This window comes from Adhaeribacter rhizoryzae, from assembly GCF_008629685.1.
GTDB lineage: Bacteria > Bacteroidota > Bacteroidia > Cytophagales > Hymenobacteraceae > Adhaeribacter > Adhaeribacter rhizoryzae.
The window spans coordinates 1-23,595 of record NZ_VWSF01000030.1 but is presented as its reverse complement, the minus strand read 5'-3'; the positions used below and the strand labels follow the sequence as shown (position 1 = coordinate 23,595).

Here is a 23,595-nt window from a genome sequence, read left to right as displayed (position 1 = left end):
AGCAGGCTATCTTTATTCTTTTGCCAATAACCGGCGATCTAACAGGGCGGTACCGCATTTAGGGCAAACGCCGGCAATATTACTATCGCTGCCGGTGCATTTTTGCGGGCAGAAAAAGTTCATCGCGCTGGCGCCAGTACTGCCTTTCTCGAACTTAGCCGTAATATTCTGGTTGTTCACCATAAAGTTAATAATTACGGCACTGTGCGCTACGCCTTTGGTTTGCAGAACAAAATGGGTATTAAAAGTAGGGCTAAGGCTTTGGGTATGCACGGTACGGTCGCCGTCGCGCAAAATGGCCAGTCCGGTTACCCCTTTTAAACTAACAGCGTGTTCGGAGGCATCCAGCAAATAAATATAATATTGGTCTTTCCGGTCTACTAATTCAATGTGGTAATCGCCGGCCGATTTTACCGTGCCGCCGTGGTTTGCTTTGTGCGCGTGCGCCGGTCCCGCAGCATGCGTAGGTTTATTATTTTGCGCGATGGTTGCGGTACTCAACAACAGAAGAACTGCCAGTATCCATATTTTATGATGCTTATAAGTTATCATGCAAGTAAATGTTTATTCATATAATCCTTTTACGTAAATAATAAAATACCGAACGAAGTATCGTTTGTGGTAAAATAGAAAATATCTAAGCTGTTGCAAAATTTGAGCCAATATATTTTTAAATATTCGGTCAGGTAATTTATCAGAGGCCAAATAGTTATCGTAATTATTTAAACAGGGCCAGGAAGTTTAATTTATAACAGAAGCAGGATGAAATAAAGTAAGTCATATTAACTTTAAAGCGCATTCAGGAAAAAGGCTGATTGTTTTTTTTCCGGTTTTGGGATATTTATTGTTCTTCCCCGGAAATAAATAGCCAGATAAATTAAAGCATATATAATTAAAGGTGCTAGAACCTTCCCTCCTGTTTTAAGCGGAATAGGGGCGCTAGTATTTATACCGATATTAATTAGGAATTGCGCTTTAGAAACAATAAAATAATAACAAACGAATATCCACTCACCACAGTCATTCTGCAGAATGACCGGGATGGGAGGTACAGCCTTTGTTTTATTTATAAGCGCAGTATTCATTTGATAATGGTATTACCTGTTATTTTTGCTTATATATTTTTTGTGCTTGATACCGCGACAGGGACAAAATAGATGAACCGGTAAATGGGTGGCTTGGGTTAAATAAGCGAATCGAGTGAGGTGCGGGGGGCAGCCGTGCTGTTTTTGTAGTCGCTTACCGAGAAACCCGTAACTTTTTTGAACTGGTTAGAGAGGTGCTGCACGCTGCTGTATTTTAGCTGGTAGGCAATTTCGCTTAAAGTAAGCTGGTTATAACTAAGCAGTTCTTTTACTTTCTCAATTTTCAGGCGAATAAAATATTTCTCGATGGTGGTACCTTCCTGGCGCGAAAATACCTTGCTTAACTGCTGGTAAGGCAGGTTTAGTTTATCTGAAAGAAAAGCAGAAGTTGTAACAGGTTCGTAATGGGTTTGAAAATGTTCGAGGTAATGAATCAGCAGGTTTTTTATTTTTTCGGAAAGTTGTGTTTCGCGGTCGTAAATCAGTTCAAAGCCTTCCTGCTGTAAAGCCTGGTTTAGTGCATCAAAATCTATGTTGGTTTCGGGTGCTAATATTTGGGCTTCGCCGAGCGTAACTGCTGCTACGGGCAAACCGGCTTCGGTTAGTACCCGGGTTACGGTACTAATGCAGCGCGGGCAAACCATATTTTTAATGTGCAGTTGAGCGTTTTTCACGGCGGTTGAACTTATTAACTTCTTTTACAAAAATAACTATTTTAGCCATTTATTGCCCAAGTAGTTGATGGCCGGAATAATGCCCAGCACCATACTAGAAATAAATAGGAAAACTACCAGCAGGCACGAGAACAAACGGGAGAAAAAATCTTCGGTCATGCCGAATAAGTAAATAATTAAGGCAGTAGAGATAAAAAAGCTCAGCAGAAAAATAATGAGTAACTGGCGTAAAAGCCCCCGCCTATCAAAGCTTTTCTTCGCCGGTTTGCGGGTAGATGGTTTTTTTATGGGTAGTTTTCTGCTTTTAGCCATTTGTTTTTAGTTCGGGGGCGCTTACCGGCTTCAAAATTATAGAATAAATAGGAGTAAGCCTTTTTAAAATTGCCGGAAGCTAAACTTTGGTTTATTTTACCTTTATCCTGTTTAACTTATGCGTATAGCCTTGCGTAAACTACGGAATTAAGCCTTATTGGGTACCATTATATTCCCAACCTTAAGGTTTAAGGTTATTGAAAACAGAATTAACTAACCTAGAAACTATGAAAATTATAACAGAAAAAATACGGGTGGTGGCTTTTGCGTTGGTAATGGGCCTGAGTGTAGGCGCTTGCAGCACCGGCACCGATTCCGGAGACACCAACGTGGAAGAAAGTGATGCTAAAGATAAAAATCCGAACGACCATAATGTTTCGGGCAACCAACCTACCAGCACCGACCCCTCGAATTTAGAAAGCATGGATAATGCTTACGAAAGAACCGATGGTGATACAGGTGCCCGCGACCGCGATAACGATGGCGTAGTAGATAAACCAAAAGAATAAAAAATAAAAGCTGCTGCATTAACCTGCCGGTAACCGACGATTTTTCAGCAGTAGCTAATATTTTACTTTGGAAGCCACCCGCAACGGTGGCTTTTTTAATTATTAATGGGCACGTCTACTATTAAAAAGCGACATTCGGCGTTGGTAGTAATAGCAATGGTATCGGTTTCCCAAATACCTAGAGAATCGCGCGGCTGCAAAGTTTCGTCTGCAATGGTTAGCTGGCCGCTAATATTAAAAATAAATATGCAGCGGTTAAGTGGGTTAAGCGAATAAGTAATATGCTGGCCTTGCTCATAATAGCCCAAACTCAGGCGGGCGTTTTGGTTAATCCAGCAATGCGCCTGGCCCTCTTCGTTACTCACAATGGTAATTAATTTATTGTGCCGCTTATCTTCCGGAAATTGCCGGCGCTGGTACCGGGGCATAATATTTTGCAGCTTGGGCTCTATCCAGATTTGCAGAAAATTCACATCTTCTTCGCCTACGTTGTGTTCTTCGTGGCGCAGGCCGCTGCCGGCGCTCATTATTTGCACCCAGTCTTTTTCTACCACCTCGGTGTAGCCCAAATTATCTTTGTGGCTCATGCGGCCTTGCAGCATAACCGAAATAATTTCCATATTCAGGTGCGCGTGCAGCCCAAAACCATTTCGGGGATATACAAAATCATCGTTAAACACCTTTAACAAGCCAAAACCCTGCCGTACCGGATTTTGATAACCCGAAAAACTAAACGATAAATTGCTTTGCAGCCAGCCAAGATCTTTTAAGCCCCGTTCATTGGCTCGGATAAGAGTGGTTTTCATAAGTAACGTTGGTGTAAATAATCTCGCTAACGAATGTTAGTAAGCTCTGACATTAAATTAACTGGTTGTATGTAAATTTGTTTTAAGGTCAGGTTAAGAAATTAAGAAACCTTAAACAAAAAAGCCAGGCAAAAACCTGGCTTTTAGAACAAATAATAAAAATAAGCTATTACCGCAGAATTAGTCTCGCGCGCGGTAGCTGCGGGAGTTAAACCTATCCCGGTCGTTTTGGTTATTACGGAACCGACTCTCGTTATTATCCCGGAACCGCGCATCATTATCCTTACGATAGCGGTTATCATTGTCGCTGCGAAAACGATTATTATTTTCGGTTCGGTAGTCGTTGCGCCGGTCTTCGCGTTGATTGTTCCGGTCGTTTGGCCGCCGATTATTTGATTCGTAACGCTCGTAACGATTGTCGTACTGGTCGCGGTAATGGTTTTGGTTGCGATAAGCATAGTTGGGCCGGTTATAAGCCGGATGCCCCGGATTAACAAAATACCGCGAATCGCGGCTGTCGCGGATTATTGCCTGGCCCATGCTGCCGCGGTAATGCCCGTAATATTTGCGATAACGGTCGTGGTACAAATAAGGCCGGGGTTCGTTAATTACTACTTTGTAGTCCCGGTAAATATCGTAACCCCGCAAATGGGGTGGCAAAACCCGCGCAAAGACCCAGCGCCGGTTTACCAGGTACACGTATTGCTGCGTGGGCACATGATAATACATATCAATATCGGGCAAGTAATAATATTCTACGTAATCGTACCCGACCGGGCCCCAAACCGGCTGGCTGCCAATATTTATTACCGCTACCTGGGCCGTAACGGTTTGGGCCAGGGCAACTCCAAAGAGTAAACCAGCCGCTATTATTAATCTTTTCATGTTAGTAGGCAGATGAGGATTTTAGCGAGTTCATCCAGAACTAGTTAAATCCAAGCATCATGCCAAATAAACAGATAATTTAAGGTAGCTCAGATTAAATTAAAAGCCCGGGCGTACTGCGAAAGTTCGTAAGCCGATTCAGCGTTTAGTTTTTGCCGGATATTGCGCCGGTGGGTTTCGGCGGTAGCGGTGGCAATAAATAATGCATCGGCAATTTCGGTGGCGCTTTTGCCCAAGGCTAACAGCTTTAATACCTGCTGCTCTCTTTTAGAAAGTTGCGAAAACAAGTGAAAGTGCTTGCGGAGGAAATTATTCTCGTCGAGTAACCGGCCAACTTTAGCCGAGATGTGATGTTTGGTATCGATAGGAATAGCAATGGTTATGGTCAGGACGGGTTCGTCGGCCTTGTTCCAAAGTAATATTTTCATGGTGGAGGCATACCAGGTCCAGTTTGTTTGGTGCGGGCCTTTTACCTGCTGCAGCAAAGACAAGCTTTCGGCGTTGTTGTTGCGTTGCAGAAATTCAATAATCTGGGGTACATACTCCTGCGATTCTTCGGGATTAAAAAACGCCTTGTGGTAATCTGGCCCTAAGGCAATTACTTCTTCCAGACTTACCCCCAACGTACTGGTTCCGCGCGGCGACATATACACCACCGACAAACTTCTAATATCGTGAATAATAATTACGCCGGGTAGGTCGTCGGCAACGGCTGCTATTTCGGTAATTTTATTTTGTATTTTTTGCTGTAGGGTAATTGTAATATTATTCTGGTCAGAATCTGTTGAACGCATGCTGCTGCTTCTAATTTCCGGCTTTTACTTTATTAATCCTGTAATATAGTACAATTAAATTTTCTGATTTTTATATTTTTTGGGGATAAATGTTAATGGGATAATACGGCTCTGATTATTAAATGATTATTCTTAAGGTAAGTACTCTTGTAAATTATTTAACTTAATTTTTAGTCCGCAAATAGCTGCTAATTAGATCGGGTTTTTGGATGGGAGGTGGAGAAGCTTTTGCTGAAGGAGTAGGTGGAGAGCCATCCTTGCCCGAACAACTTTACATTATACCATTGAGCAGAATTAATTCCAGTAATTTAGATATAAGCTTTCTGGAAGAATTTAAACAGGAGGTAAACCGGAACTTTTTCTTCGACCATACAACTAAAAACTTAACAGCTAAAAGTTTCTCCAGAGCAAAGGTTTAAGGGTAAAATAAATTGAAGGAGTACTTCTTAATCCTTCAACTTATTCTCTAACTCTAAAAGCAGAGAAACAAATTTTTGAGATTTTTCTTCGATGGTGCTGAGGCCCTGCTGGGCCAAGTCTATTTTGCCGGCTTTATACAGGTTAAATAATTGGCGGGCGGTGTTGTCCATATCTTGTTGCAATTGTAGTAAGGCCTGCATGCCGGGTTCGTGGCGGTATTTACGGCCAACCGTGTTAAACCATTCGTTTACCGGGCTGTTGGTGGTAAAAAACGAAGCCGCATATTCTCCGCCGTTAACATAAAGCACCGAGCGTACTTTAGATTTGTAGAGAATATGCTTAATCCGAAGCTGTTGAAAATCGATTTCGGCTATGTTCATCCGCTTTTATAAAGCCTTATCTGGTTGGGCGCTGGTAGCTGCGGCAAAACCAAGTTCTTTTAGTTTCTGCCGAAAAATAACCTGCTGCGTTACTTCGTAGCCAAAAACCAAAATGCCGGTTACCGCTTCGGCTTCGTTATAAATAGCCTGGTAAGTAAAGTTAATATAAATCTGTTCCAGGGTTTGCACGTTAGTCCGGCCAATTTTTACGGGTACTTCTTCGGCTACAAAATCCTGCCCGGTTTGGTAAACCTTATCTAATAACTGAATAAAACCTTGTTCTACAATTTCGGGCAGGGCCTCGGCTACGGTTTTGTGTAATAATTCACGACCCGGAAAAAGTTTCTGGTATTCGGGGTTAATAAGGCTGTAGCGGTGTTCCGGCCCATTTAAAATGCAGAAGAACGCCGGCGCCTGCATAATTAAGCGTTCCAGCGTTATGCGTTCGGCTTCGGCTTTTTGCAGGGCTAGTTGCACCTGGTCCGATAGCTGCGCCATTTGCTCATTGCTGGCCAGCAGTTCCTGCACCATTAACTTGGTGTCATGAATATCGGTGTTGCTGCCTACGCGCATCTGCACTTGCCCCGCCAAACTAACCAGGGGCAAGCTTTTGGTTAAATGCCAGCGGTAATGGCCCTCTTTGTTTTTAATCCGGACTTCGGCCTGAAACTCTTGGTTATTGGGTAAGGCTGCCAGCATTTTGCGGTGCACGGCAGCCAGGTCGTCGGGGTGAAATGTTTGGTGCCAGCCCGTTCCTAATAATTCTTGCTCTGTTAAGCCGGTATACGCCAGCCAGCGTTGGTTCACGTAAGTAACATTGCCCTGCGTATCGGCGGTATGTATAAGTTGCGGTACCGCATCGGTCATAAACTTAAATTTGTTTTCCGATTCCAGTTGGGCTTGTTTGGCTAATTCGCGTTCGGTTACGTTGGCTGTGCGCCGGATAATATATTTTACGTTACCTTCCTGGTCGAGAACGGGCGTGTGCGAGGCCTGCCAGTACCGCGTTTCGTAACCCCCACCCACAGATTCGGGCCGGGCAATATCGTAGCGCAACACTTCAAATGAAATGGTTCTTTTCTCCTGAAAGCATTGGTCAATGGCTTTACGCAGCAGCGACTCGTTTTTAGAATCGGGGTCGGAAGGGCTATTGGGAAATGCTTCTAATAAATTGCGGCCAATTAGTTCTTCGCGGGTGCGCAAAACCAAAGTTAAATATTTATTTGTGGCGGCTAACACCGTGTAATCTGGGGCAATGGCTACCAGGGCTTCCGGAATATTTATAAAAAATTCGTGTAAATCTAATGGGGTATTTAACATCTAAAGCAAGGTGTATTTTTAAGTTACCAAACTGCTACCGTAATATTTTAAGGCCTGACCACAACTGGCAGCTGCGTTAAGTTTACCTGGGGTGGCTTATTGGTTTGGGGCCTTTTATAAGTAGTGCTCAGGGGCGTATATTTATTAAAAAAACCGCAGTTTTGCAGAAAAAAAGTATTATTTAGTAAGCCCCCGGCGTAATCCAGGCGGTAATTTTTACGAGCGGTATTATCGCCGGTAAAGCGGGCTTCGGTTAGTTCCAGCCATTGGCCTTGCGGGTCACAAATCCATTGGTTGCTAAATTGCGCCTGGCGGGTAATATTGCCGGTTTCGGGAATAAAATTTTCCAAAAACGAGTGCAAGCGTTTTAAATAAGTACTTGTTTTGGGGCGGCTAAAGCTGGCAATTAACTGCCAGTTTTGCGTTTCGGGATTATAAAAATAAGCAGTATAGTTGGTGTAATTATTCTGGGCCGGTAGCCCGTGCAGCAAAAATTTATAAGTAGTTCCGGCTTGCCAGTTATATTTTAAATAACTCTGCCCGCCCGAGCCTTCGTTGCCAAACGCGCCGGCGTACACGCCTTCGCCTTTTCCTAAAAGCTTGATGCGCTGGTCTTCCGGAATTTTAGTGGGGTCATCGGTTTGGTAAGGGCTCCAGACCGAAAACAAGATGCGCCGCTCGGTGGGCGAATTTACCTGGATGCCAAAATATCCTTCGGCAAAACCGTTGGCCATAAAATAAGAACCAATCACATCGGAGCCTGCCGGTACCGTAATTTCGTTGTAAAACCATTCGGCGGTAATATTTTCCGGAACCGTATAATTCAGGTGCACCGATGGACCGCGCCGACCCCAATAAAAAAAGTTGCCCTCGTCGTTTTTCACGAAAGCCATATTATTGTCTATAGCTTCGCCGACAAGTTTTAAACTGCTTACTTCGGCAAACTGGTTTCCGGTTTTTGTAAGGCCGGCTATTTCTATGGCCAGGTAGCCGGGGGCTGTTACTTGCCATTCTCCGGCGTAATAATCTTGGGGTAAATTGCCGGTAATATTTATTTCCCGGGATTTGCCCAGTAATGTAACCCTAAGTCGGCTTTTGCCATTGGGCACTTGTAAACGCAGCCAAAGTTTTAAATTGCCTGGTTTTGCAACCCGTACATACGTGGTAAAAGTGTTTTTTTGGTCCGTCCAGTTGGTAATACCGGTTTTATCTAGTTGGCCGCCCGCTTTACCGGTTTGGGATTTCCAGGTATTGCCGCCGAGCGGTACTTCGGTAGCAGAAGCGGGCGCAGCTTGTTTTTTTGTATTTGCCTGAGCATGGCAGTTTTGCTGGAAGTAAATATTTAAGACAAGAAAGAGGACGAGGAGCTTGCAAATAATTATTCTCACTATAGCAGTTTTTCTGATTTTTTAAAAGTTGAAATGATTACTCCTGCATTAACCGCTCTAATATTTCCTGCGCGGCTACACTAATTACCGTACCCGGACCAAATATTCCGGCTACGCCAGCCTCTTTTAAAAACCCGTAATCCTGCGCCGGAATTACGCCGCCTACAATTACTAAAATATCGTCGCGATCCAGCTTGCTTAATTCGGCAATTAATTGGGGTACCAGTGTTTTGTGGCCGGCCGCCAAACTGCTGATGCCCACTACGTGCACGTCGTTTTCGGCGGCCTGCATGGCTACTTCCTCGGGTGTTTGAAATAATGGCCCAATATCTACATCGAAACCTAAATCGGCGAAAGAAGAGGCAATTACTTTAGCGCCGCGGTCGTGGCCGTCCTGGCCCATTTTAGCCACCATAATGCGGGGCCGGCGACCTTCCAGTTGCGCAAATTTATTGGCCAGTTCCTGGGCTTTTTTAAAGTTTTCGTCGTCGGATAGTTCGGCGGCATACACGCCCGATATGGCTCTGGTCACGGCTTTGTGTCTCCCGTAAATTTTTTCTAAAGCAGTTGATATTTCGCCTAAGGTAGCACGTTTGCGGGCGGCTTCTATGCTCAAAGCCAATAAATTTCCGGTGTTGGTGCGGGCGGCTTCGGTTAAAGCATTTAAGGCAGCATCTACTTCCGGCTGGTGCCGGTTCTCTTTTAAATATTGCAGGCGTTGCAATTGGGCTTCGCGTACGGCGGTATTATCAATATCTAATATTTCAATCGGGAAATCGTCGGGCGTACTGGAACGATATTTATTTACGCCCACAATTACGTCTTTTCCCGAATCAATCCGGGCTTGGCGGCGGGCAGCGGCTTCTTCTATGCGCATTTTCGGCAGACCGGTTTCAATAGCCTTGGCCATGCCACCCAATTCTTCTACTTCCTGAATTAATTCCCAGGCTTTGTGCGATAGTTCGTGCGTGAGCGCTTCTACGTAATACGAGCCGCCCCAAGGGTCTACGGTTTTGGTTAGGTGGGTTTCGTGCTGCAAATACAACTGCGTGTTCCGGGCAATCCGGGCCGAAAAATCGGTGGGTAAGGCAATAGCTTCGTCTAATGCATTGGTGTGCAAACTTTGGGTGCCGCCCAGTGCTGCAGCCAAGGCTTCTACAGTGGTGCGGGCAATATTATTAAATGGGTCTTGTTCGGTTAAGCTCCAGCCAGAAGTTTGGCAGTGCGCCCGCAGCATTAATGATTTTTCGTTTTTAGGGTGAAATTGCTGCATGAGTTTGGCCCACAATATACGAGCCGCGCGCATCTTGGCAATTTCCATAAAATGGTTCATGCCAATGGCCCAAAAAAACGAAAGCCGCGGCGCAAATGCATCAATATTTAAACCTGCTTTTAAACCGGTACGCACGTATTCCAGCCCATCGGCTAAAGTGTAGGCCAGTTCCTGGTCGGCGGTGGCGCCGGCTTCCTGCATGTGATACCCGCTGATGCTAATGGAGTTGAACTTGGGCATGTGCTGCGAGGTGTACGCAAAAATATCCGAAATAATGCGCATGCTGGGCTCCGGCGGATAAATGTAGGTGTTGCGCACCATGAACTCTTTTAAGATATCGTTCTGGATGGTGCCGCTTAATTTATCCTGACTTACGCCTTGTTCTTCGGCCGCTACAATGTAAAATGCCAATATTGGCAGAACGGCCCCGTTCATGGTCATGGAAACGCTCATCTGGTCCAGCGGAATCTGGTCGAATAATATTTTCATGTCCAGAATCGAATCAATAGCCACGCCGGCTTTGCCCACATCGCCCACTACGCGCGGATGGTCCGAATCGTAGCCCCGGTGAGTAGCTAAATCGAAGGCGACGGATAAACCTTTCTGGCCGCCGGCTAAGTTGCGGCGGTAAAAGGCATTGCTTTCTTCGGCGGTACTAAAGCCGGCGTATTGCCGGATGGTCCAGGGGTTTTTAACGTACATGGTACTATACGGTCCGCGCAAATACGGGGGCAAACCGGCCGCAAAACCTAAATGCTCAAAATTGGTCGTATCTTCCTTCGTATAAAAATTCTGCAACGGAATCTGCTCGTGCGTTTGCCAGGTTTCCGGTTTTATAGCGGCTCCGGGCGGATTTACTCCCGCCGTTAATTCTTTAAAATCTATCTTCGAAAAATCAGGTTGCACGTTCTGTTAATTATGAATTAGAAATTAAAAATTATGAATGAGGAGTATTTTAAATTTTACTTCTCATGATTATACTTTTCACTTTTGTCATTCAGGAGGAACCTATTTAACTGATTCAAAAGCCTCCCTACAAGGTAGTCTTATTTATACTTTCTAATCCTTCTATTTTACATAGCTACTGCCCTTGAAATAGGCTAAAAAGTTTCCTCCTGAATGACATTTACTATATGGAATCTGTTTTGCCTAGCTATCTATGTCTTATTAGTAATTAATATTTAAACCTCACTCGTAAACAATCTTTCCTGAATGCGGCCAATAATAGAAGGAGCGTTGCAGTTCTGGAAAATACGGGCATCGAAACCATTATCTGCGAGTTCTTCTTTCATGTTTTCGGGCGGCGCAGCCAAAATAAGGATAGGCCGGTGTTTGTGGTTTTTCAGGGCGGCGAAATAATGCTGGGAGAATTGGGAATATTCTGCTTCGGTGCTGGAAAACACGAGTATTTTACAATCTATAAAGAGCAATTTTTCTAAGGCTGCTTTTACGGAATCGAAGTGCAAAATCTCGGTCTGGAAGCTGCCGCAATCGAGAAACTCTTTGGCAAAAGCGGCGTGAATGTGTTCCTGAATATCGTGGCCAATAATGGCAATAACGGCTTTGGGGCGGGCGTTTTTTTTCTGGTAATGCAGCATGGCGGCCAGGCGCATTACTTCAAACGGGTAACTGGCCCGGGTATTATCAAAAGCTGCACTGTGCAACAGGGCTTCGGCGTCGAAATTTATTTTTTCGTGCTGGTTCGCGAATTTATTCGTGCCCACCAATACTTCTTTGCCAGAAGCAATATTTCTGAATTTTTCTTCGGCGGATTTATTTAATTTTTCCTGAATAAAGCCAGTTTGCAAGGCTTTGGTGTAACCGCCCAGTTGTTCTACTTCTTGCAGCAAGGCCCAGGCTTTTTCGGCGAGTTCGCAGGTTAAGGTTTCGAGGTAATAAGAGCCGGCTGCCGGGTCGATGGCCTGGTGGAGATAGGCCTCATGATGTAAGATTAGCGGGATATTGCGGGCAATGCGTTCGGCAAAGGGATTGTTTTGGTTAAAGGTGGCATCAAAAGGCGCTACTGCCACCGAGTCGCAGCCCCCAATAATGGCGGCCATGGCTTCGGTGGTGGCCCGTAAAATATTGGTGTGCGGATCGAAGGTGGTGGCAAACCAACTAGCAGTTTGGGCATGTATTCGCAGGTAAGCTGCAAATTCCGGGGCTTCGCCCGAAGCTTTTACAATACCCGACCAAAGCCAGCGCAAGGCTCGTAATTTAGCTATTTCAAAAAAGTAATTGGTGCCGGTGCTCACCAGAAACTGCATGTTCCGGAAAATGGTTTGCAACAGAATGCCACGGGAAGCCAATTCATCGGTATAATTTAAGGCGGCGGCTAAGGTAAAAGCCAGTTCCTGTACCAAGGTGCCGCCCCGATTACCAAATATGGCACCATTAACCGTAATGCCGTAAAAACCTACCGCGTCTTTGGTTAGTTCTACAATTTCCTCCAGCTGATTAAATTCGAGTTGCCAGGTTTCAGAAGCCAAAGGCTGCGAAATATTAATAAATCCTTTCAGACCGTGCGGCGAGATCTGGTGATTTTTAAGCTGCGCAACATAATTTTTTAAGAAGCTGGCTGGCTGGCGCGTTACCGAAAAACAAACCGTATATTTTTGGACATCCAGGTGGGTTAGGGCATAAGCAAAATCAAAGGTACTCGGGTCGTTTATTTTAAAATGAATGCCGTCGGCACCCCCGGTTAAAGCCAGTAGCGCTTTGTCTATGGCCGCCCGGCTATCGTGGGTAACCGAAATATCCTGTAAATTATGCCAGTGGTTGGCGCTGGTTTTATGGCCCCGAATGTAAGGAAACTTACCCGGTAACGTTTCGGACTGGGGTAGGTCAACAATATCTTCGGCGGTATAAAAAGGCTTTACCGTTATTTCTTCGGCGCTATGCCAGGCTAATGTAGCCGGATCGGCACCTTTTAAATCCTTCTTAATTTTTTCGGCCCAATCGGTGGCCGCAGCAGCGGCAAACTGGTTAAAAAGAAGCGATTGGTTTTGTTTCTGCTCCATGCGTTTTAGTACGGGTTGCTGTAAAGGTAAACGTTTCGGGCTTACTTAAAGTTAATGCATGAGGCCGCCGCCTTAAATTAAGAACGGCTTACCTTCCGAACGTACTAAACTACCACCCCCGCATGTACCAAATAATAAAAGTGGCTTTATTGGCCGCCGTAACCATTTAAATAATACTCAACAGCTGGCAAAAGCAGCAATATTTAAGGCAACATTTTTAGAAATATAGCTGAAGTAGCCGGAGGTAGAAAGCAAACTTAACCCGGATAAATAAATTGTTTAAGAATAAGGCTTTGGAGATGAAAGCCGGAATAAAAGTTATTTTTTCTGTTGTATTTCGTGAAGTTGCTTCATCAGGCTTTCGGTTAGCGTGCGCACATCCTCCAGGTTCTCTTCTAAGGCATCTACTTTGTTAAATAAATCTTCGTTCCGGTTGGGCATGTAGTTCGAGAGGTACCATTTTACCCGCCATATTTCTAAAATATCGTCGTACACCAGCGAGTAAGGCTTGTGCGCGCGGTTATCGGAACGGCACCGGATAAAACCTTTTTTCAGGCGATTTTTCAGGCGTTTTACCTGTACGCCCCGGTCGTTGCTAACAACTACGTGCACGTCGTAATCTTTTAAATCCAGCCAGTTTTCCCGCGGAATCTGCTCACACAACAGCCAGTCGCCGTCGTAAAAAGTAGTTTCCATGCTGTCGCCTTTAACCTGTAGCCAGAAATGAATGCCGCCTTTGGCCATGTAAGGCGGTAAGGTGGTATGCGCCAGTTCGTTGTAATATTGCTGCGAAGTATAGCCCGAGAGGTAATTGGCGGCCGCTTTCTGATCGATCATCGGGATAATAATGCCGTTTTCATTATCCTGGTTAATATGGATGATCTGGTTGGGTTTTACCGTAGCTGCTGGCGTTTGCTTAGTTAGAGTTGAAGAATCGGGGCGAAACATTTCACCGCGGCCGGTTAGCAGCCATTCAATATTTATCCTATCATTTGCAAGAATAATCTTTTCCAGGTAGTCGGAACCCGGTTTACTCCCGCGCGTGGTGTACATGCGGGTAGTACCATCGCTTACGCCAATGTATTTGCTAAAGCTGAGCACATTCATGCCTAACGCTTCAATTAATTTTAGCAGCCTCTCTTTCAATTGCTTAAAGAATTATTTAGGTAATTACACGAATTTTTATTGCAATTGATAGCCTTTTCGTGGTAATTGCACGTATATATACGTGGTAATACAATGATACGGAAAATGTATAAGAAAGTAAAACAGCTTGCCGTGGGAACAAGGCAGGCAGTAGGTAGCAGGTTCTAAAATATGCTATAAAGCCTGATTCGGAATATTTGTACACTAAGAATGAGCAAAATATTGGTAAAAGAAATTACTGGCAGAGCCAAATATTAATAAAATGTGGCAACCAGGTTTAAAACAAATAATGGCAGTAAACCAAGCGCAACAGCTAACAAAAACAATTTTATCACTTAAACATAAAAGCTTACAACAATGAAACAGTTTAAAGAAAACCCCTGGACCACCGGTGCTGCTCTTTTTATTTTACTGGTAATTGGGATAGATGTGATCTGGCGGGGCATTCATACCGAACACAGCATATTTGCCGCCTTAGCGGTGGGCTTATTAAAATCGATAAGCAACAAAAAACAAGAGAAACAGGAGACCGAATGAATATTTTTACCAGTAACCAATTATATTCCTGTAATACCCCAAGCCCGGCCGGATAGAATATTCCGGCCGGCTTATAAAATTAGATGCTATCTTTTTGAACCGGTTTTCCGTAGGTTAGGCCATGGCAGATGCAAATTTGTTTATTGGAACCTCCGGCTGGAGCTATCGCTGGAAAGGCTTGTTTTACCCCGAAGAAATGAAGTCGGCGGAATATTTAGCTTTTTACGCCCAGCATTTTAATTGCACCGAAGTTAACAGCAGCTTTTACCATTTTACCATGGCCAAAACCATTGATAAATGGCTAACCGAAACCCCATCTACTTTTAAGTTTTGTGCCAAACTAAACCAGGAAATAACCCATAAACGCAAGTTCGAAAACATAGACGAACCGCTGGATAAGTTTATGAGCCGGTATTTACTCATGGGCGATCGGCTCGGGCCTTTGTTGATTCAGATTGCCAGTAGTTTTCGGTTTGAGCGGCCCGTGGCCGAAGGTTTTTACCGTACCCTGCGGGAGAAATACCCCTATACCAAATTTGCGCTGGAAACCCGGCATAAATCGTGGCAAACCGAAGAAGCTTTGGATTTGCTGCGCGATTATGATATTACTTATGTAATTGCCAGTGCGGGCAAGCGCTGGCCTTACCTCGAAACTACCACCAACGAAACAGTGTATTTGAGGCTGCACGGCGACGAGCGCCTGTATTCTTCTTTATATACCGATGAGCAACTGGAACGCTACGCTTTTATGATTAACGATTGGTTGCTCGATGGCAAAGAAGTGTGGGTATTTTTTAACAATACCATGTTTGGCAGCGCTATTCAGAACGCCAAAACTTTACAGGAAATGCTCCAGAATATGTAAGCGGTTACCACAATTTTTCTAAATCCTGGGCCGTGTAGGTGTGGTTGCGGGTAATAAAATAAGAGCCGGAAGATTTTTTTTTCAGTTGCAGCGGGTCTTTGTTTTTAAACCGGTATAAAAATGCCACCGGGCAAAGTACCAGAAAGAAAATAAGGGTAAGCAATATTATACCGTTAATGTAACCTAACGCGAGTGCCAGTTTGGTCCAGCCCCAGGCTACCAGGGTAAGCACGTGTTCCGATAGAATACATAGTGCCCCAATAATTTGCGCCGCCAGCAAAAAACTTTCGTATTTAAATATTACGTGTAATACCAGCAAACCTACTACCAGCACCAGGGCTGTTTCCAGTTTCTTTTCGCGCGATAAGGAGAGATTATTCATTTATTTTCTTTTACTCATAATAGCCTTTACCGGTTCTTTTAGCTCCGCAAATATAGCTTCCGAGAATAATTTATTGCCTAAAGGGGTAAAATGGCTGTCGTAAGTATAATATAATTGTTGCGTAGGGCAGTAGGCTTGCATCTTGTCCGTGGCCGAATAAAAAGGAATACCAATGGCTTTAGTAACCGCCATTACTAAACTATCCGGAATATTACGCGGAATGATGGCTGGATCTACAGCGACACCCAGACTAGTATGTTCCCGCATAGCTTTTTCGCAAAGATAATATTTGTTTGGTACGGTTAGGGTTAGTAAGCGGGCGTGGTGCTGAACTGTTAATTCCCGGATATTATTTAAATGTTGGGCAAGCTTTTGCTGGGCCTGTTTTACTGGTTTACTGGTGGTTTGCTGCAGGTGCAGGTAAATTTTCGGGTCTTTCAGAAAGCTATAAATCAAGTCCGGATTTAGTTCGCCGTTTAAAAACAACTGTTTGGCAGTAGCATCTAATTTTCTAAATCTAATTTTTTCGGTAGGGGTGAGGTGTTGCGTAATAGAAGCGGCTTGCTCCTGCCAAACGGGTTTAACTTCGGTTTGTAAAGTTGTAGCGGTCAATAACCGTAAAATATTCGGGTACGCATTGGCGGTGGCAATATTTAGTAACCGGCTTAAATTTAATTTGGGCGATGGCGCGGTAGTGGTATCAGCTTCGGTGGTTGGGAGTAGTTGCTGTAAATCGTTGCCTTGGAGCAGCGCAATAATTACCAAATCGGGTTGTAAAACCGGTACCGCCTGGGCTGCTATTGCTTCGTAGGTTTCCGGAGAGCCGCCGCTCCGCCCTAAGTTTAATATTTCAATTTCCGGATGTTCTTTCTGAAATTTCTTTTCCAGGAGCTTTACCCAAGTGTCCTGAATATTCACGCCCCAGCCAAAAGTAAAAGAATCGCCGATGACGATTATCCGGAATTTATTTCCTTTATGCAGCGAATATTCCCTGTCCCGGAACCCCAAAGAGTTAATACGGGCCGTAACGTTAAACTCTGGGGTATTATATGTAACCGCTGAATTAGCCGGGAAAATCAGGTTTTGCGCCGGTGGTAGCAATAATTTGCCAATCAGCCGATCGGCCAAAACCGTGCAATAAAAAGCAATGAAGCCGCTGGCGAGTAACAGCAATATTTTGCTAAAAGCAGCACTTAGCCGGATTTTTTGCGCCAAGGACAAAAAGCCGTATAATATGAGCGTGGCCGAAATAAAGCCCAAAACCAAAGGTACTTTCCCGGACTCGAATTTGCCATCAGCCGTGAGCAGGTAAGCCACCAGCCAGGGGTTTAGGCATAAAGCTAACAAAATAGCCCAAATGCCGCCCAACCGGGTTTCAATATTTCGAATATTGGGTTCGGGTTTCATTAATCCAGTCCGTATTGTTTCTGCCAATCTGTTTTCTCGGGCCAAGGGGGTTGCTGGCCTTTGGTAAAAATATAGTTACCCATAACCAAATAATCCATTTGGGTGCGCATAAAACAGGTATAAGCATCTGCGGGCGTGCACACAATGGGTTCGCCGCGTACGTTAAAACTGGTATTTACCAACAGGCCGTGGCCGGTTATTTTTTTAAAAGCCTGTAATAATTTCCAGAAAAGCGGGTTGGTTTCGGCGTGAACGGTTTGGATGCGGGCCGAAAAATCGACGTGGGTAATGGCGGGCAGCGCAGAACGCTGGCAATACAGTTTTTCGGTGAGCGTTAATTTGTTAAATTTTTTAGGTAGTGCGCGGCGTAAGCTTGGTTTTATGGGCTGTACTAAAAGCATATACGGCGAAGTTCCCGGTAACTGAAAATATTGCTGTGCATCTTCGACCAATACGGTGGGGGCAAACGGCCTAAAACTTTCCCGGAATTTTATACTCAGGTTTAATTTTTTCTGCATCTCGGGGTTGCGCGGATCGGCCAGAATGCTCCGGTTGCCTAACGCCCGCGGGCCAAACTCCATCCGCCCCTGAAACCAGCCCACAATATTGCCTGCGGCGAGTAAAGTAGCCGTTCGGGTTGTTAAATCTTCTTCGTTTACTATTTCGGCTACCGCCCGGTATTTTTTTATTATTTCGGCTACCGCCCAGTTTGGGAAAGCCGGACCCAGGTAAGTGCCTTGCATGGCATCGGGACCGGGGGTAATTGTTCGTTCTTGCTTAAAATAAAGGTAATGGGCGGCTAAAGCGGCTCCCAAAGCGCCGCCGGCATCGCCGGCGGCCGGCTGAATAAATATATGCCGGAATAACCCGCTGTTTTGTAATTTACCGTTGGCTACACTGTTCAGGGCTACGCCGCCGGCCAGGCATAAATCGGCCGCGCCCGTTAGCCGCTTTACTTCCCGGGCCAGTTTCAGCATTATTTCTTCGGTTACCGTTTGAATGGCCAAAGCCATATCGCAGTGCTTTTGTTCTAGCTCCGATTCGGGTAACCGCCTTGGAAAGCCAAATAAATTTTGCCATTTGATATCAGGTAGCATGGTAAGCCCGGTGGCATAATTAAAATATTTCTGATTCAGCCAGATCGAGCCATCTTCCTGTACCTGCACCAAAGTTCTTTTAATTAACCTAATGTAGTTTTGGGTGCTTTCGGCCTGGAGGTTGCCGTAAGGCGCCAGGCCCATAACCTTGTATTCGCCGGCGTTTACTTTAAAGCCCAGAAAATACGTAACCGCCGAATACAGCAAACCCAATGAATGCGGAAAACGCAGCTCCTGCAAAACAGTAATATCCTGGCCGCGCCCCAGGGCCAGCGAAGTAGTAGTCCATTCGCCCACGCCATCTACGGTTAAAATAGCGGCTTCTGTTAAGCCCGACGGATAAAAAGCGCTGGCCGCGTGCGAGAGGTGGTGCTCCGGGAATAATAATTTTATTTTTTTAGCAGCTATCGGGTCTATTTTGGCGAGTTCTTTTCGTAATAAGCGTTTCAGAAATAATTTTTCTTTCAGCCACACGGGCATGGCAGTCAAAAACGACCGTAACCCCATTGGCGCAAAGGCATAATAGGTTTCCAGGAGCCGCTCAAATTTTAGGAAAGGCTTGTCGTAAAAAGCAATGGCTTCAATGTCTTTTAGCTGCAGTGCCGCCTCATGCAGGCAATATTTAATGGCTTGCAGCGGAAAACTGGGGTCGTGCTTGCGCCGGGTAAACCGTTCTTCCTGCGCGGCGGCTATTATTTGCCCCTGTTGCAGCAGGGCAGCAGCCGAATCGTGGTAAAAAGCGGATATTCCTAATATATTCATAGGCCTGATAATCGCGCAAGATAATGGTTTTGCTTAAAGTAGCAGAATTGGTCTGGCCGCAATAGCATATATTAAGCTTACGCCTTCTTTATCTTTATAACTCCCGGAATCTTTTCGGGCTTAACGGCTGGATGCTGAAATTACTTGCCTAAGCTTCTAAAATAGCCTAATTTTGTAAACTTTTAATAAATTTTAGTTTAATGCGTTTTTTTCGCCCCCGGCATATTTTTTATAGTTTTTGGTTTAGTTTATTCCTGGTTGCCTGCCAGCCGGCCTTGGTGCCTACGGCCCAGCTTCCGCCCGAAACCGATATAAAAGTAGATGCCAGTGTTCCGGTTAATCCCGAAATAGAAACCCTGATTGCACCTTACCGGCAGAAACTGGAAAGCCAAATGAACGAGGTGTTGGGTTATTCGGCGCAGGAACTCCGGAAAGCAAATAACGGCGAATCGGCGTTGGGTAATTTTGTGGCCGATGTACAAATGGCTCAGGTGCTGCCGCTTTACCAAAAGCCAATTGATTTAAGTTTGATGACTACCGGTGGCTTACGCGCTACTATCCCAAAAGGCCCTGTTACCCTAAGCAATATATTTGAGCTTTCGCCTTTCGAGAACGAATTGGTGGTGCTAACCCTGCCCGGTACCACTTTGCAGAAATTATTTGTGCACGGTGCGCAATCTAAAAATCTGGTATTAAAAAATGCGACTTTTACCATTAAAAACGATAAACCGCTTAATATTAAAATAAACGGTAAGCCCCTGGACCCCGCTAAAAGTTATACCATAGTGGTGTCTGATTACCTGGCAAACGGCGGCGATGATTTGTTTTTACTGAAGGAAGCCACTAAAGTGGAACCAACGGGCCTTCTGGTGCGCGATGCCCTGATTAAGCATATCAGGCAGCTAACCGCCCAGAATAAACCCATTGAAGCGCGCGTAGACGGCCGGATAAAAATACTGTAGGCGAACGGGTAATATTTAGGAGATGAACAGAAGAGATTTTATCAGAAATACAGTAGCCGGCGCTGCCGGATTAAGTTTGCTGGGTGTACCAACGCCTACCTGGGCCGCCGACCACGTGCGGTTAACTATTTTGCATACCAACGATGTGCATTCCCGCATCGATCCTTACCCGATGGATGGCCGGCCCAATGCCGGTTTGGGCGGCATGGCCCGGCGGGCGCACCTGGTAAAACAAATCCGAAGTCAGGAGAAAAATGTGTTATTGCTCGATTCCGGCGATATTTGGCAGGGAACGCCTTACTTTAATTTGTTCGACGGGGAACTGGAGTATAAACTCATGACCCAGATGCAATACGATGCCGCTACTTTGGGTAACCACGATTTTGATAACGGTTTAGCCGGTTTGCAGCGCCAGTTACCCAATGCGGGTTTCCCATTCCTGACGGCTAATTACGATTTTAGCGGTACCGTTCTGAAAGGCCGTTTCCGTGATTATAAAACTTTTGAAAAAGAAAATATTAAAATAGGCATTTTTGGTTTAGGCATTGAGCTGGCCGGATTGGTAGATACCCGGAACTACGGTCAAACTATTTACCTCGATCCCCTGCAACGCGCCGCAGAAATGGTAAAACAACTGCGCGCAGTAGAAAAATGCCAGCTAGTAATTTGCTTATCGCACTTAGGCTACGATTTTACGAACGAGCCCGAAAAAGTAAACGACCAGAAATTGGCGCATCAAGTAGCCGGTATTGATGTAATTTTAGGCGGCCATTCGCACTTGTTTATGCCGGAGCCCAAAATAATTTCACATGCCGACGGTACCCAAACGCTGATTAACCAGGTAGGAAAAGATGGATTGTTTTTAGGTCGGTTGGATTTTACATTTAACCGGCGCAGCAAAACCAAAAACAGCGTAGCCAGTGCGGTAGTACCGGTGGGTTCTCTTGTAAAAACTTCCTGAATAAAATAATTTTTTGTTATCTAAATTTTTCACATTTTTGTAGCCCCCCCTTTGTAAACGGGTAGTCTTCAAGCTTAATTAATACGTGGTATCAGGTGAGTGTAATGGTAAAAGACTGTGCGACAGTATGGCGGAATTGTCTGCAAGTAATTAAAGACAACATCGGCGAGCAGAGCTACAAAACGTGGTTCGAACCGATTGTGCCTTTTGCTTTGAAAGATAATGTACTGACGATACAGGTGCCAACTCAGTTTTTTTACGAGTGGCTGGAAGAACATTATGTTGGTTTATTAAAAAAAGTTATTTACCAGGAGCTGGGCAGCGAAGGTCGCCTGGAATACCAGATTATTATTGACCGGGGCGATAATTTTAATAAACCCCAAACGGTAAATATTCCTACTAAAAAAGTACCGCAGGCTATTGCCAATTCGTACCAGCCGGAGCAGCACTTTTTAAAAAATCCGTTTGAGTCCAAAAGCATCGACCGGAACTTCCTGAACTCCCAACTGAACGCGTCTTATAATTTCGATAATTATATTGAAGGTGATTGCAACCGTTTGGCCCGTTCGGCTGGTTATGCCGTAGCCAATAAACCCGGAACTACTTCTTTTAACCCCTTAATGGTTTACGGAGGCGTAGGGCTGGGAAAAACGCATTTGGTACAAGCCATTGGCAACCACATTAAAAGCAACAACCCCGAAAAGTTTGTGTTGTATGTTTCGTCGGAGAAATTCGCGAACCAGTTTATCGAATCGGTAAAAACCAATACCATCCAGGATTTTGCCAACTTTTATTTGTTGGTCGATATTTTAATTATTGATGATGTGCAGTTCCTGAGCGGTAAAGAAAAAACCCAGGAAATGTTCTTCCACATCTTCAACCACCTGCACCAGGCCGGTAAGCAAATCGTAATGACTTCGGATTTGCCGCCGCGCAGCCTGAAAGGATTGGAAGAACGCTTATTATCGCGGTTTAAATGGGGTTTAACCGCCGATTTGCAAAGTCCGGATTTTGAAACCCGGATGGCCATTATCCAGAAAAAAATGCAGTCCGATGGCATTGATATTCCGGATAACGTAGTAGAATATTTAGCCTATTCCGTAGATACCAACATGCGGGAACTGGAAGGCGTACTTACCTCGCTCATGGCCCAATCGCTGCTGAACCGGAAAGAAATTGATCTGGAACTGGCAAAAGGTGCTTTAAAACACATTATTGAAGATGTGGAAGCCGAAGTAAACCTCGATTTTATTCAGAAAACAGTAGCCGAATATTTTGAAGTAACCGTAGATTCTTTAAAAGCCAAAACCCGGAAAAAAGAAATTGTAACGGCCCGGCAGGTTGCCATGTATTTTGCAAAAGAATTTACGAGCCATTCTTTAAAATCTATTGGTTACCATTTTGGCGGCCGCGACCATAGCACAGTAATTCACTCGGTGCAAACCGTTTCGGATTTAATAGATACCGATAAAAAATTTAAAGCTTCTATTCAGGAGTTGCAAAAGAAATTTAAAGTTAAAGCAGGGTAGGGAATAATTTGCTATGCTTTCGAAAAAGGCCAAATACGCACTTAAAGCACTTCTGTATTTAACTAAAAATGCGGATAAAGGCCTTATCCTAATATCCGAAATTGCGAACACCGAACGGATTCCCCGCAAATTTTTAGAAGCTATTCTGGTAGATCTGAAAACCCAGGGCGTGTTGCAAAGTACGCGTGGTAAAAATGGCGGTTATTCCCTGGCTAAAGACCCCGCACAGGTATCGGTAGGCAATATTGTGCGGATGATTGACGGACCACTGGCACCTATTCAGTGCGTAAGTCATTTGTATTACCGCAAATGCGACGAGTGCCTGAACGAAGAAACCTGCGAAATCCGGCTAGTAATGAAAAAGGTGCGCGATGCTACTGCGGCTATTCTGGATACAACTTACCTTTCCGATTTACAAAAAATAAAGGTATTGGTAAACGAAGAATCAGTTTAGCTTACACCCAATATTCTATCCTCGTTTAAATTTTGGTAGTGCCTTATTGGGGCAATATTTGTGTTAGCTTTTAAGTAAGTTATTACTAATGCTAATGCTTTTAACGATATTCCATAAGTAGCTTAAGTTTTTAATTTTATCTTTTAAAAGATTCCATCTTTCAATGCTGACGTGCTAATTAAATTTATAAGTATAAGTTTACTCCCGGCCGCGGGGCCCCGTTTGGTCACTCGGGCTGTCTAAGCTTGTTTTCCTCCTATTGTCGGAATGCTACGCACCACAACCTTAGAAGGCCCTCATCGCCCAAACTGCTGTAATCTGCTTCGTAGCTACGGCTTTTCTAAACATAAATAATTATTAGATTTAAACATTAAACCTCCCAACAAAGCAAATCCGCAACAATACGGGTAGGCCGAACTCCTTCCCTAAATTAGGGCTACGATTAGGACACAAAATGGAGCGGGGAGCTGTTGGGGGTAAATGGCAGATGCAATATTTAGCAATATTCGGATAGAGCGACGGGTCAAGCAAGTAGTAGAAAAGATAATAGAAAAGCAAAGTGTGGTGATACATCAGCTAAGTGCGAGCGAAGCCGAGCAGCGGAGTTACTACCGTCTGCTGCATAAC

Annotated in this window: 23 protein-coding genes; 7 read left to right on the top strand and 16 right to left on the bottom strand. The window is 44.6% G+C overall.

What is annotated here, in order from left to right; translation table 11 throughout:
* Window positions 1-12 precede the first annotated feature (12 nt).
* The 4 genes from F0145_RS23800 to F0145_RS23785 form a co-directional block, all read right to left on the bottom strand.
* Window positions 13-552 (bottom strand): hypothetical protein, encoded by a 540-nt coding sequence (locus F0145_RS23800; RefSeq protein WP_150092752.1) that lies wholly within the window; start codon window positions 550-552, stop codon window positions 13-15.
* 236 nt (window positions 553-788) lie between these two features.
* Window positions 789-1,085, bottom strand: a complete 297-nt coding sequence (locus F0145_RS23795; RefSeq protein WP_150092750.1) for a hypothetical protein — start codon at window positions 1,083-1,085, stop codon at window positions 789-791.
* Window positions 1,086-1,183: 98 nt separating this feature from the next.
* Complete coding sequence (locus tag F0145_RS23790) at window positions 1,184-1,759, bottom strand: AraC family transcriptional regulator (protein ID WP_150092748.1); 576 nt, start codon at window positions 1,757-1,759, stop codon at window positions 1,184-1,186.
* A gap of 36 nt (window positions 1,760-1,795) precedes the next feature.
* Window positions 1,796-2,071 carry a DUF2798 domain-containing protein gene (locus tag F0145_RS23785; protein WP_150092746.1) on the bottom strand — a complete coding sequence of 92 codons (276 nt, stop codon included), beginning with the start codon at window positions 2,069-2,071 and terminating at the stop codon, window positions 1,796-1,798.
* Between the two features lie 227 nt (window positions 2,072-2,298).
* Between F0145_RS23785 and F0145_RS23780 the strand changes: the two genes are divergently transcribed.
* Window positions 2,299-2,580 (top strand): hypothetical protein, encoded by a 282-nt coding sequence (locus F0145_RS23780; protein ID WP_150092744.1) that lies wholly within the window; start codon window positions 2,299-2,301, stop codon window positions 2,578-2,580.
* A 95-nt stretch (window positions 2,581-2,675) separates the two neighbouring features.
* On the opposite strand, the gene F0145_RS23775 is transcribed toward F0145_RS23780, so the two are convergent.
* The 9 genes from F0145_RS23775 to F0145_RS23735 all read right to left on the bottom strand — a co-directional run bounded on the left by F0145_RS23775 (window position 2,676) and on the right by F0145_RS23735 (window position 14,012).
* Entirely contained in the window at window positions 2,676-3,386 is a 711-nt protein-coding gene (locus F0145_RS23775; protein WP_150092742.1) for a pirin family protein, read from the bottom strand.
* 180 nt (window positions 3,387-3,566) lie between these two features.
* The gene (locus tag F0145_RS23770; protein WP_150092740.1) at window positions 3,567-4,271 is read right to left on the bottom strand and encodes a hypothetical protein; all 705 of its coding nucleotides are present in this window, start codon (window positions 4,269-4,271) and stop codon (window positions 3,567-3,569) included.
* 89 nt (window positions 4,272-4,360) lie between these two features.
* The gene (locus tag F0145_RS23765; protein ID WP_150092738.1) at window positions 4,361-5,065 is read right to left on the bottom strand and encodes a response regulator transcription factor; all 705 of its coding nucleotides are present in this window, start codon (window positions 5,063-5,065) and stop codon (window positions 4,361-4,363) included.
* 446 nt (window positions 5,066-5,511) lie between these two features.
* Complete coding sequence (locus F0145_RS23760; RefSeq protein WP_150092736.1) at window positions 5,512-5,865, bottom strand: histidine kinase; 354 nt, start codon at window positions 5,863-5,865, stop codon at window positions 5,512-5,514.
* Between the two features lie 6 nt (window positions 5,866-5,871).
* Complete coding sequence (locus F0145_RS23755) at window positions 5,872-7,185, bottom strand: PAS domain-containing protein (RefSeq protein ID WP_150092734.1); 1,314 nt, start codon at window positions 7,183-7,185, stop codon at window positions 5,872-5,874.
* Window positions 7,186-7,232: 47 nt separating this feature from the next.
* Window positions 7,233-8,573, bottom strand: a complete 1,341-nt coding sequence (locus F0145_RS23750) for a DUF3472 domain-containing protein (RefSeq protein ID WP_223816223.1) — start codon at window positions 8,571-8,573, stop codon at window positions 7,233-7,235.
* A 37-nt stretch (window positions 8,574-8,610) separates the two neighbouring features.
* Window positions 8,611-10,752 (bottom strand): methylmalonyl-CoA mutase, encoded by a 2,142-nt coding sequence (gene scpA / locus F0145_RS23745; protein WP_150092732.1) that lies wholly within the window; start codon window positions 10,750-10,752, stop codon window positions 8,611-8,613.
* Between the two features lie 275 nt (window positions 10,753-11,027).
* Window positions 11,028-12,866 (bottom strand): methylmalonyl-CoA mutase family protein, encoded by a 1,839-nt coding sequence (locus F0145_RS23740; RefSeq protein WP_150092730.1) that lies wholly within the window; start codon window positions 12,864-12,866, stop codon window positions 11,028-11,030.
* Window positions 12,867-13,184: 318 nt separating this feature from the next.
* On the bottom strand, window positions 13,185-14,012 hold the full coding sequence (locus tag F0145_RS23735; protein ID WP_150092728.1) for a LexA family transcriptional regulator: 828 nt from the start codon (window positions 14,010-14,012) through the stop codon (window positions 13,185-13,187).
* A gap of 357 nt (window positions 14,013-14,369) precedes the next feature.
* Here F0145_RS23735 and F0145_RS23730 point away from each other — a divergent pair, with 357 nt between their 5' ends.
* Together F0145_RS23730 and F0145_RS23725 are read left to right on the top strand one after the other, a co-directional pair.
* On the top strand, window positions 14,370-14,549 hold the full coding sequence (locus F0145_RS23730; protein ID WP_150092726.1) for a hypothetical protein: 180 nt from the start codon (window positions 14,370-14,372) through the stop codon (window positions 14,547-14,549).
* Between the two features lie 121 nt (window positions 14,550-14,670).
* Entirely contained in the window at window positions 14,671-15,414 is a 744-nt protein-coding gene (locus tag F0145_RS23725) for a DUF72 domain-containing protein (protein ID WP_150092724.1), read from the top strand.
* Window positions 15,415-15,418: 4 nt separating this feature from the next.
* Here the strand turns inward: F0145_RS23725 and F0145_RS23720 are convergent, their stop codons facing one another.
* From F0145_RS23720 to F0145_RS23710, 3 genes are read right to left on the bottom strand one after another with little or no spacing between them, the layout of a single operon-like run.
* Window positions 15,419-15,796: an SxtJ family membrane protein gene (locus tag F0145_RS23720; RefSeq protein WP_150092722.1), complete on the bottom strand. Its 378-nt coding sequence runs from the start codon at window positions 15,794-15,796 to the stop codon at window positions 15,419-15,421.
* Window positions 15,797-17,203 (bottom strand): GDSL-type esterase/lipase family protein, encoded by a 1,407-nt coding sequence (locus F0145_RS23715; RefSeq protein ID WP_150092720.1) that lies wholly within the window; start codon window positions 17,201-17,203, stop codon window positions 15,797-15,799. It abuts the gene before it with no gap.
* Window positions 17,203-19,062 carry a carbamoyltransferase family protein gene (locus F0145_RS23710; RefSeq protein ID WP_150092718.1) on the bottom strand — a complete coding sequence of 620 codons (1,860 nt, stop codon included), beginning with the start codon at window positions 19,060-19,062 and terminating at the stop codon, window positions 17,203-17,205. Before F0145_RS23710 ends, F0145_RS23715 begins: the two co-directional genes overlap by 1 nt.
* A gap of 200 nt (window positions 19,063-19,262) precedes the next feature.
* Between F0145_RS23710 and F0145_RS23705 the strand changes: the two genes are divergently transcribed.
* From F0145_RS23705 to F0145_RS23690, 4 genes are all read left to right on the top strand, one after another.
* Window positions 19,263-20,024, top strand: coding sequence for a 5'-nucleotidase C-terminal domain-containing protein (locus tag F0145_RS23705; protein ID WP_150092716.1), 762 nt, complete (start codon window positions 19,263-19,265; stop codon window positions 20,022-20,024).
* Between the two features lie 22 nt (window positions 20,025-20,046).
* Window positions 20,047-20,985 (top strand): bifunctional metallophosphatase/5'-nucleotidase, encoded by a 939-nt coding sequence (locus tag F0145_RS23700; protein ID WP_150092714.1) that lies wholly within the window; start codon window positions 20,047-20,049, stop codon window positions 20,983-20,985.
* A gap of 104 nt (window positions 20,986-21,089) precedes the next feature.
* Window positions 21,090-22,514, top strand: coding sequence for a chromosomal replication initiator protein DnaA (dnaA, locus tag F0145_RS23695; RefSeq protein ID WP_150092800.1), 1,425 nt, complete (start codon window positions 21,090-21,092; stop codon window positions 22,512-22,514).
* A gap of 13 nt (window positions 22,515-22,527) precedes the next feature.
* The gene (locus F0145_RS23690) at window positions 22,528-22,968 is read left to right on the top strand and encodes an RrF2 family transcriptional regulator (protein WP_150092712.1); all 441 of its coding nucleotides are present in this window, start codon (window positions 22,528-22,530) and stop codon (window positions 22,966-22,968) included.
* The last annotated feature ends 627 nt before the right edge of the window (window positions 22,969-23,595 follow it).

Coding starts and splice junctions, on each gene's coding strand:
- F0145_RS23800 (WP_150092752.1), bottom strand. CDS start 552: ATGATAACTTATAAGCATCATAAAATATGGATACTGGCAGTTCTTCTG.
- F0145_RS23795 (WP_150092750.1), bottom strand. CDS start 1,085: ATGAATACTGCGCTTATAAATAAAACAAAGGCTGTACCTCCCATCCCG.
- F0145_RS23785 (WP_150092746.1), bottom strand. CDS start 2,071: ATGGCTAAAAGCAGAAAACTACCCATAAAAAAACCATCTACCCGCAAA.
- F0145_RS23780 (WP_150092744.1), top strand. CDS start 2,299: ATGAAAATTATAACAGAAAAAATACGGGTGGTGGCTTTTGCGTTGGTA.
- F0145_RS23775 (WP_150092742.1), bottom strand. CDS start 3,386: ATGAAAACCACTCTTATCCGAGCCAATGAACGGGGCTTAAAAGATCTT.
- F0145_RS23770 (WP_150092740.1), bottom strand. CDS start 4,271: ATGAAAAGATTAATAATAGCGGCTGGTTTACTCTTTGGAGTTGCCCTG.
- F0145_RS23765 (WP_150092738.1), bottom strand. CDS start 5,065: ATGCGTTCAACAGATTCTGACCAGAATAATATTACAATTACCCTACAG.
- F0145_RS23760 (WP_150092736.1), bottom strand. CDS start 5,865: ATGAACATAGCCGAAATCGATTTTCAACAGCTTCGGATTAAGCATATT.
- F0145_RS23755 (WP_150092734.1), bottom strand. CDS start 7,185: ATGTTAAATACCCCATTAGATTTACACGAATTTTTTATAAATATTCCG.
- F0145_RS23740 (WP_150092730.1), bottom strand. CDS start 12,866: ATGGAGCAGAAACAAAACCAATCGCTTCTTTTTAACCAGTTTGCCGCT.
- F0145_RS23730 (WP_150092726.1), top strand. CDS start 14,370: ATGAAACAGTTTAAAGAAAACCCCTGGACCACCGGTGCTGCTCTTTTT.
- F0145_RS23725 (WP_150092724.1), top strand. CDS start 14,671: ATGGCAGATGCAAATTTGTTTATTGGAACCTCCGGCTGGAGCTATCGC.
- F0145_RS23720 (WP_150092722.1), bottom strand. CDS start 15,796: ATGAATAATCTCTCCTTATCGCGCGAAAAGAAACTGGAAACAGCCCTG.
- F0145_RS23715 (WP_150092720.1), bottom strand. CDS start 17,203: ATGAAACCCGAACCCAATATTCGAAATATTGAAACCCGGTTGGGCGGC.
- F0145_RS23710 (WP_150092718.1), bottom strand. CDS start 19,062: ATGAATATATTAGGAATATCCGCTTTTTACCACGATTCGGCTGCTGCC.
- F0145_RS23705 (WP_150092716.1), top strand. CDS start 19,263: ATGCGTTTTTTTCGCCCCCGGCATATTTTTTATAGTTTTTGGTTTAGT.
- F0145_RS23700 (WP_150092714.1), top strand. CDS start 20,047: ATGAACAGAAGAGATTTTATCAGAAATACAGTAGCCGGCGCTGCCGGA.
- dnaA (WP_150092800.1), top strand. CDS start 21,090: ATGGTAAAAGACTGTGCGACAGTATGGCGGAATTGTCTGCAAGTAATT.
- F0145_RS23690 (WP_150092712.1), top strand. CDS start 22,528: ATGCTTTCGAAAAAGGCCAAATACGCACTTAAAGCACTTCTGTATTTA.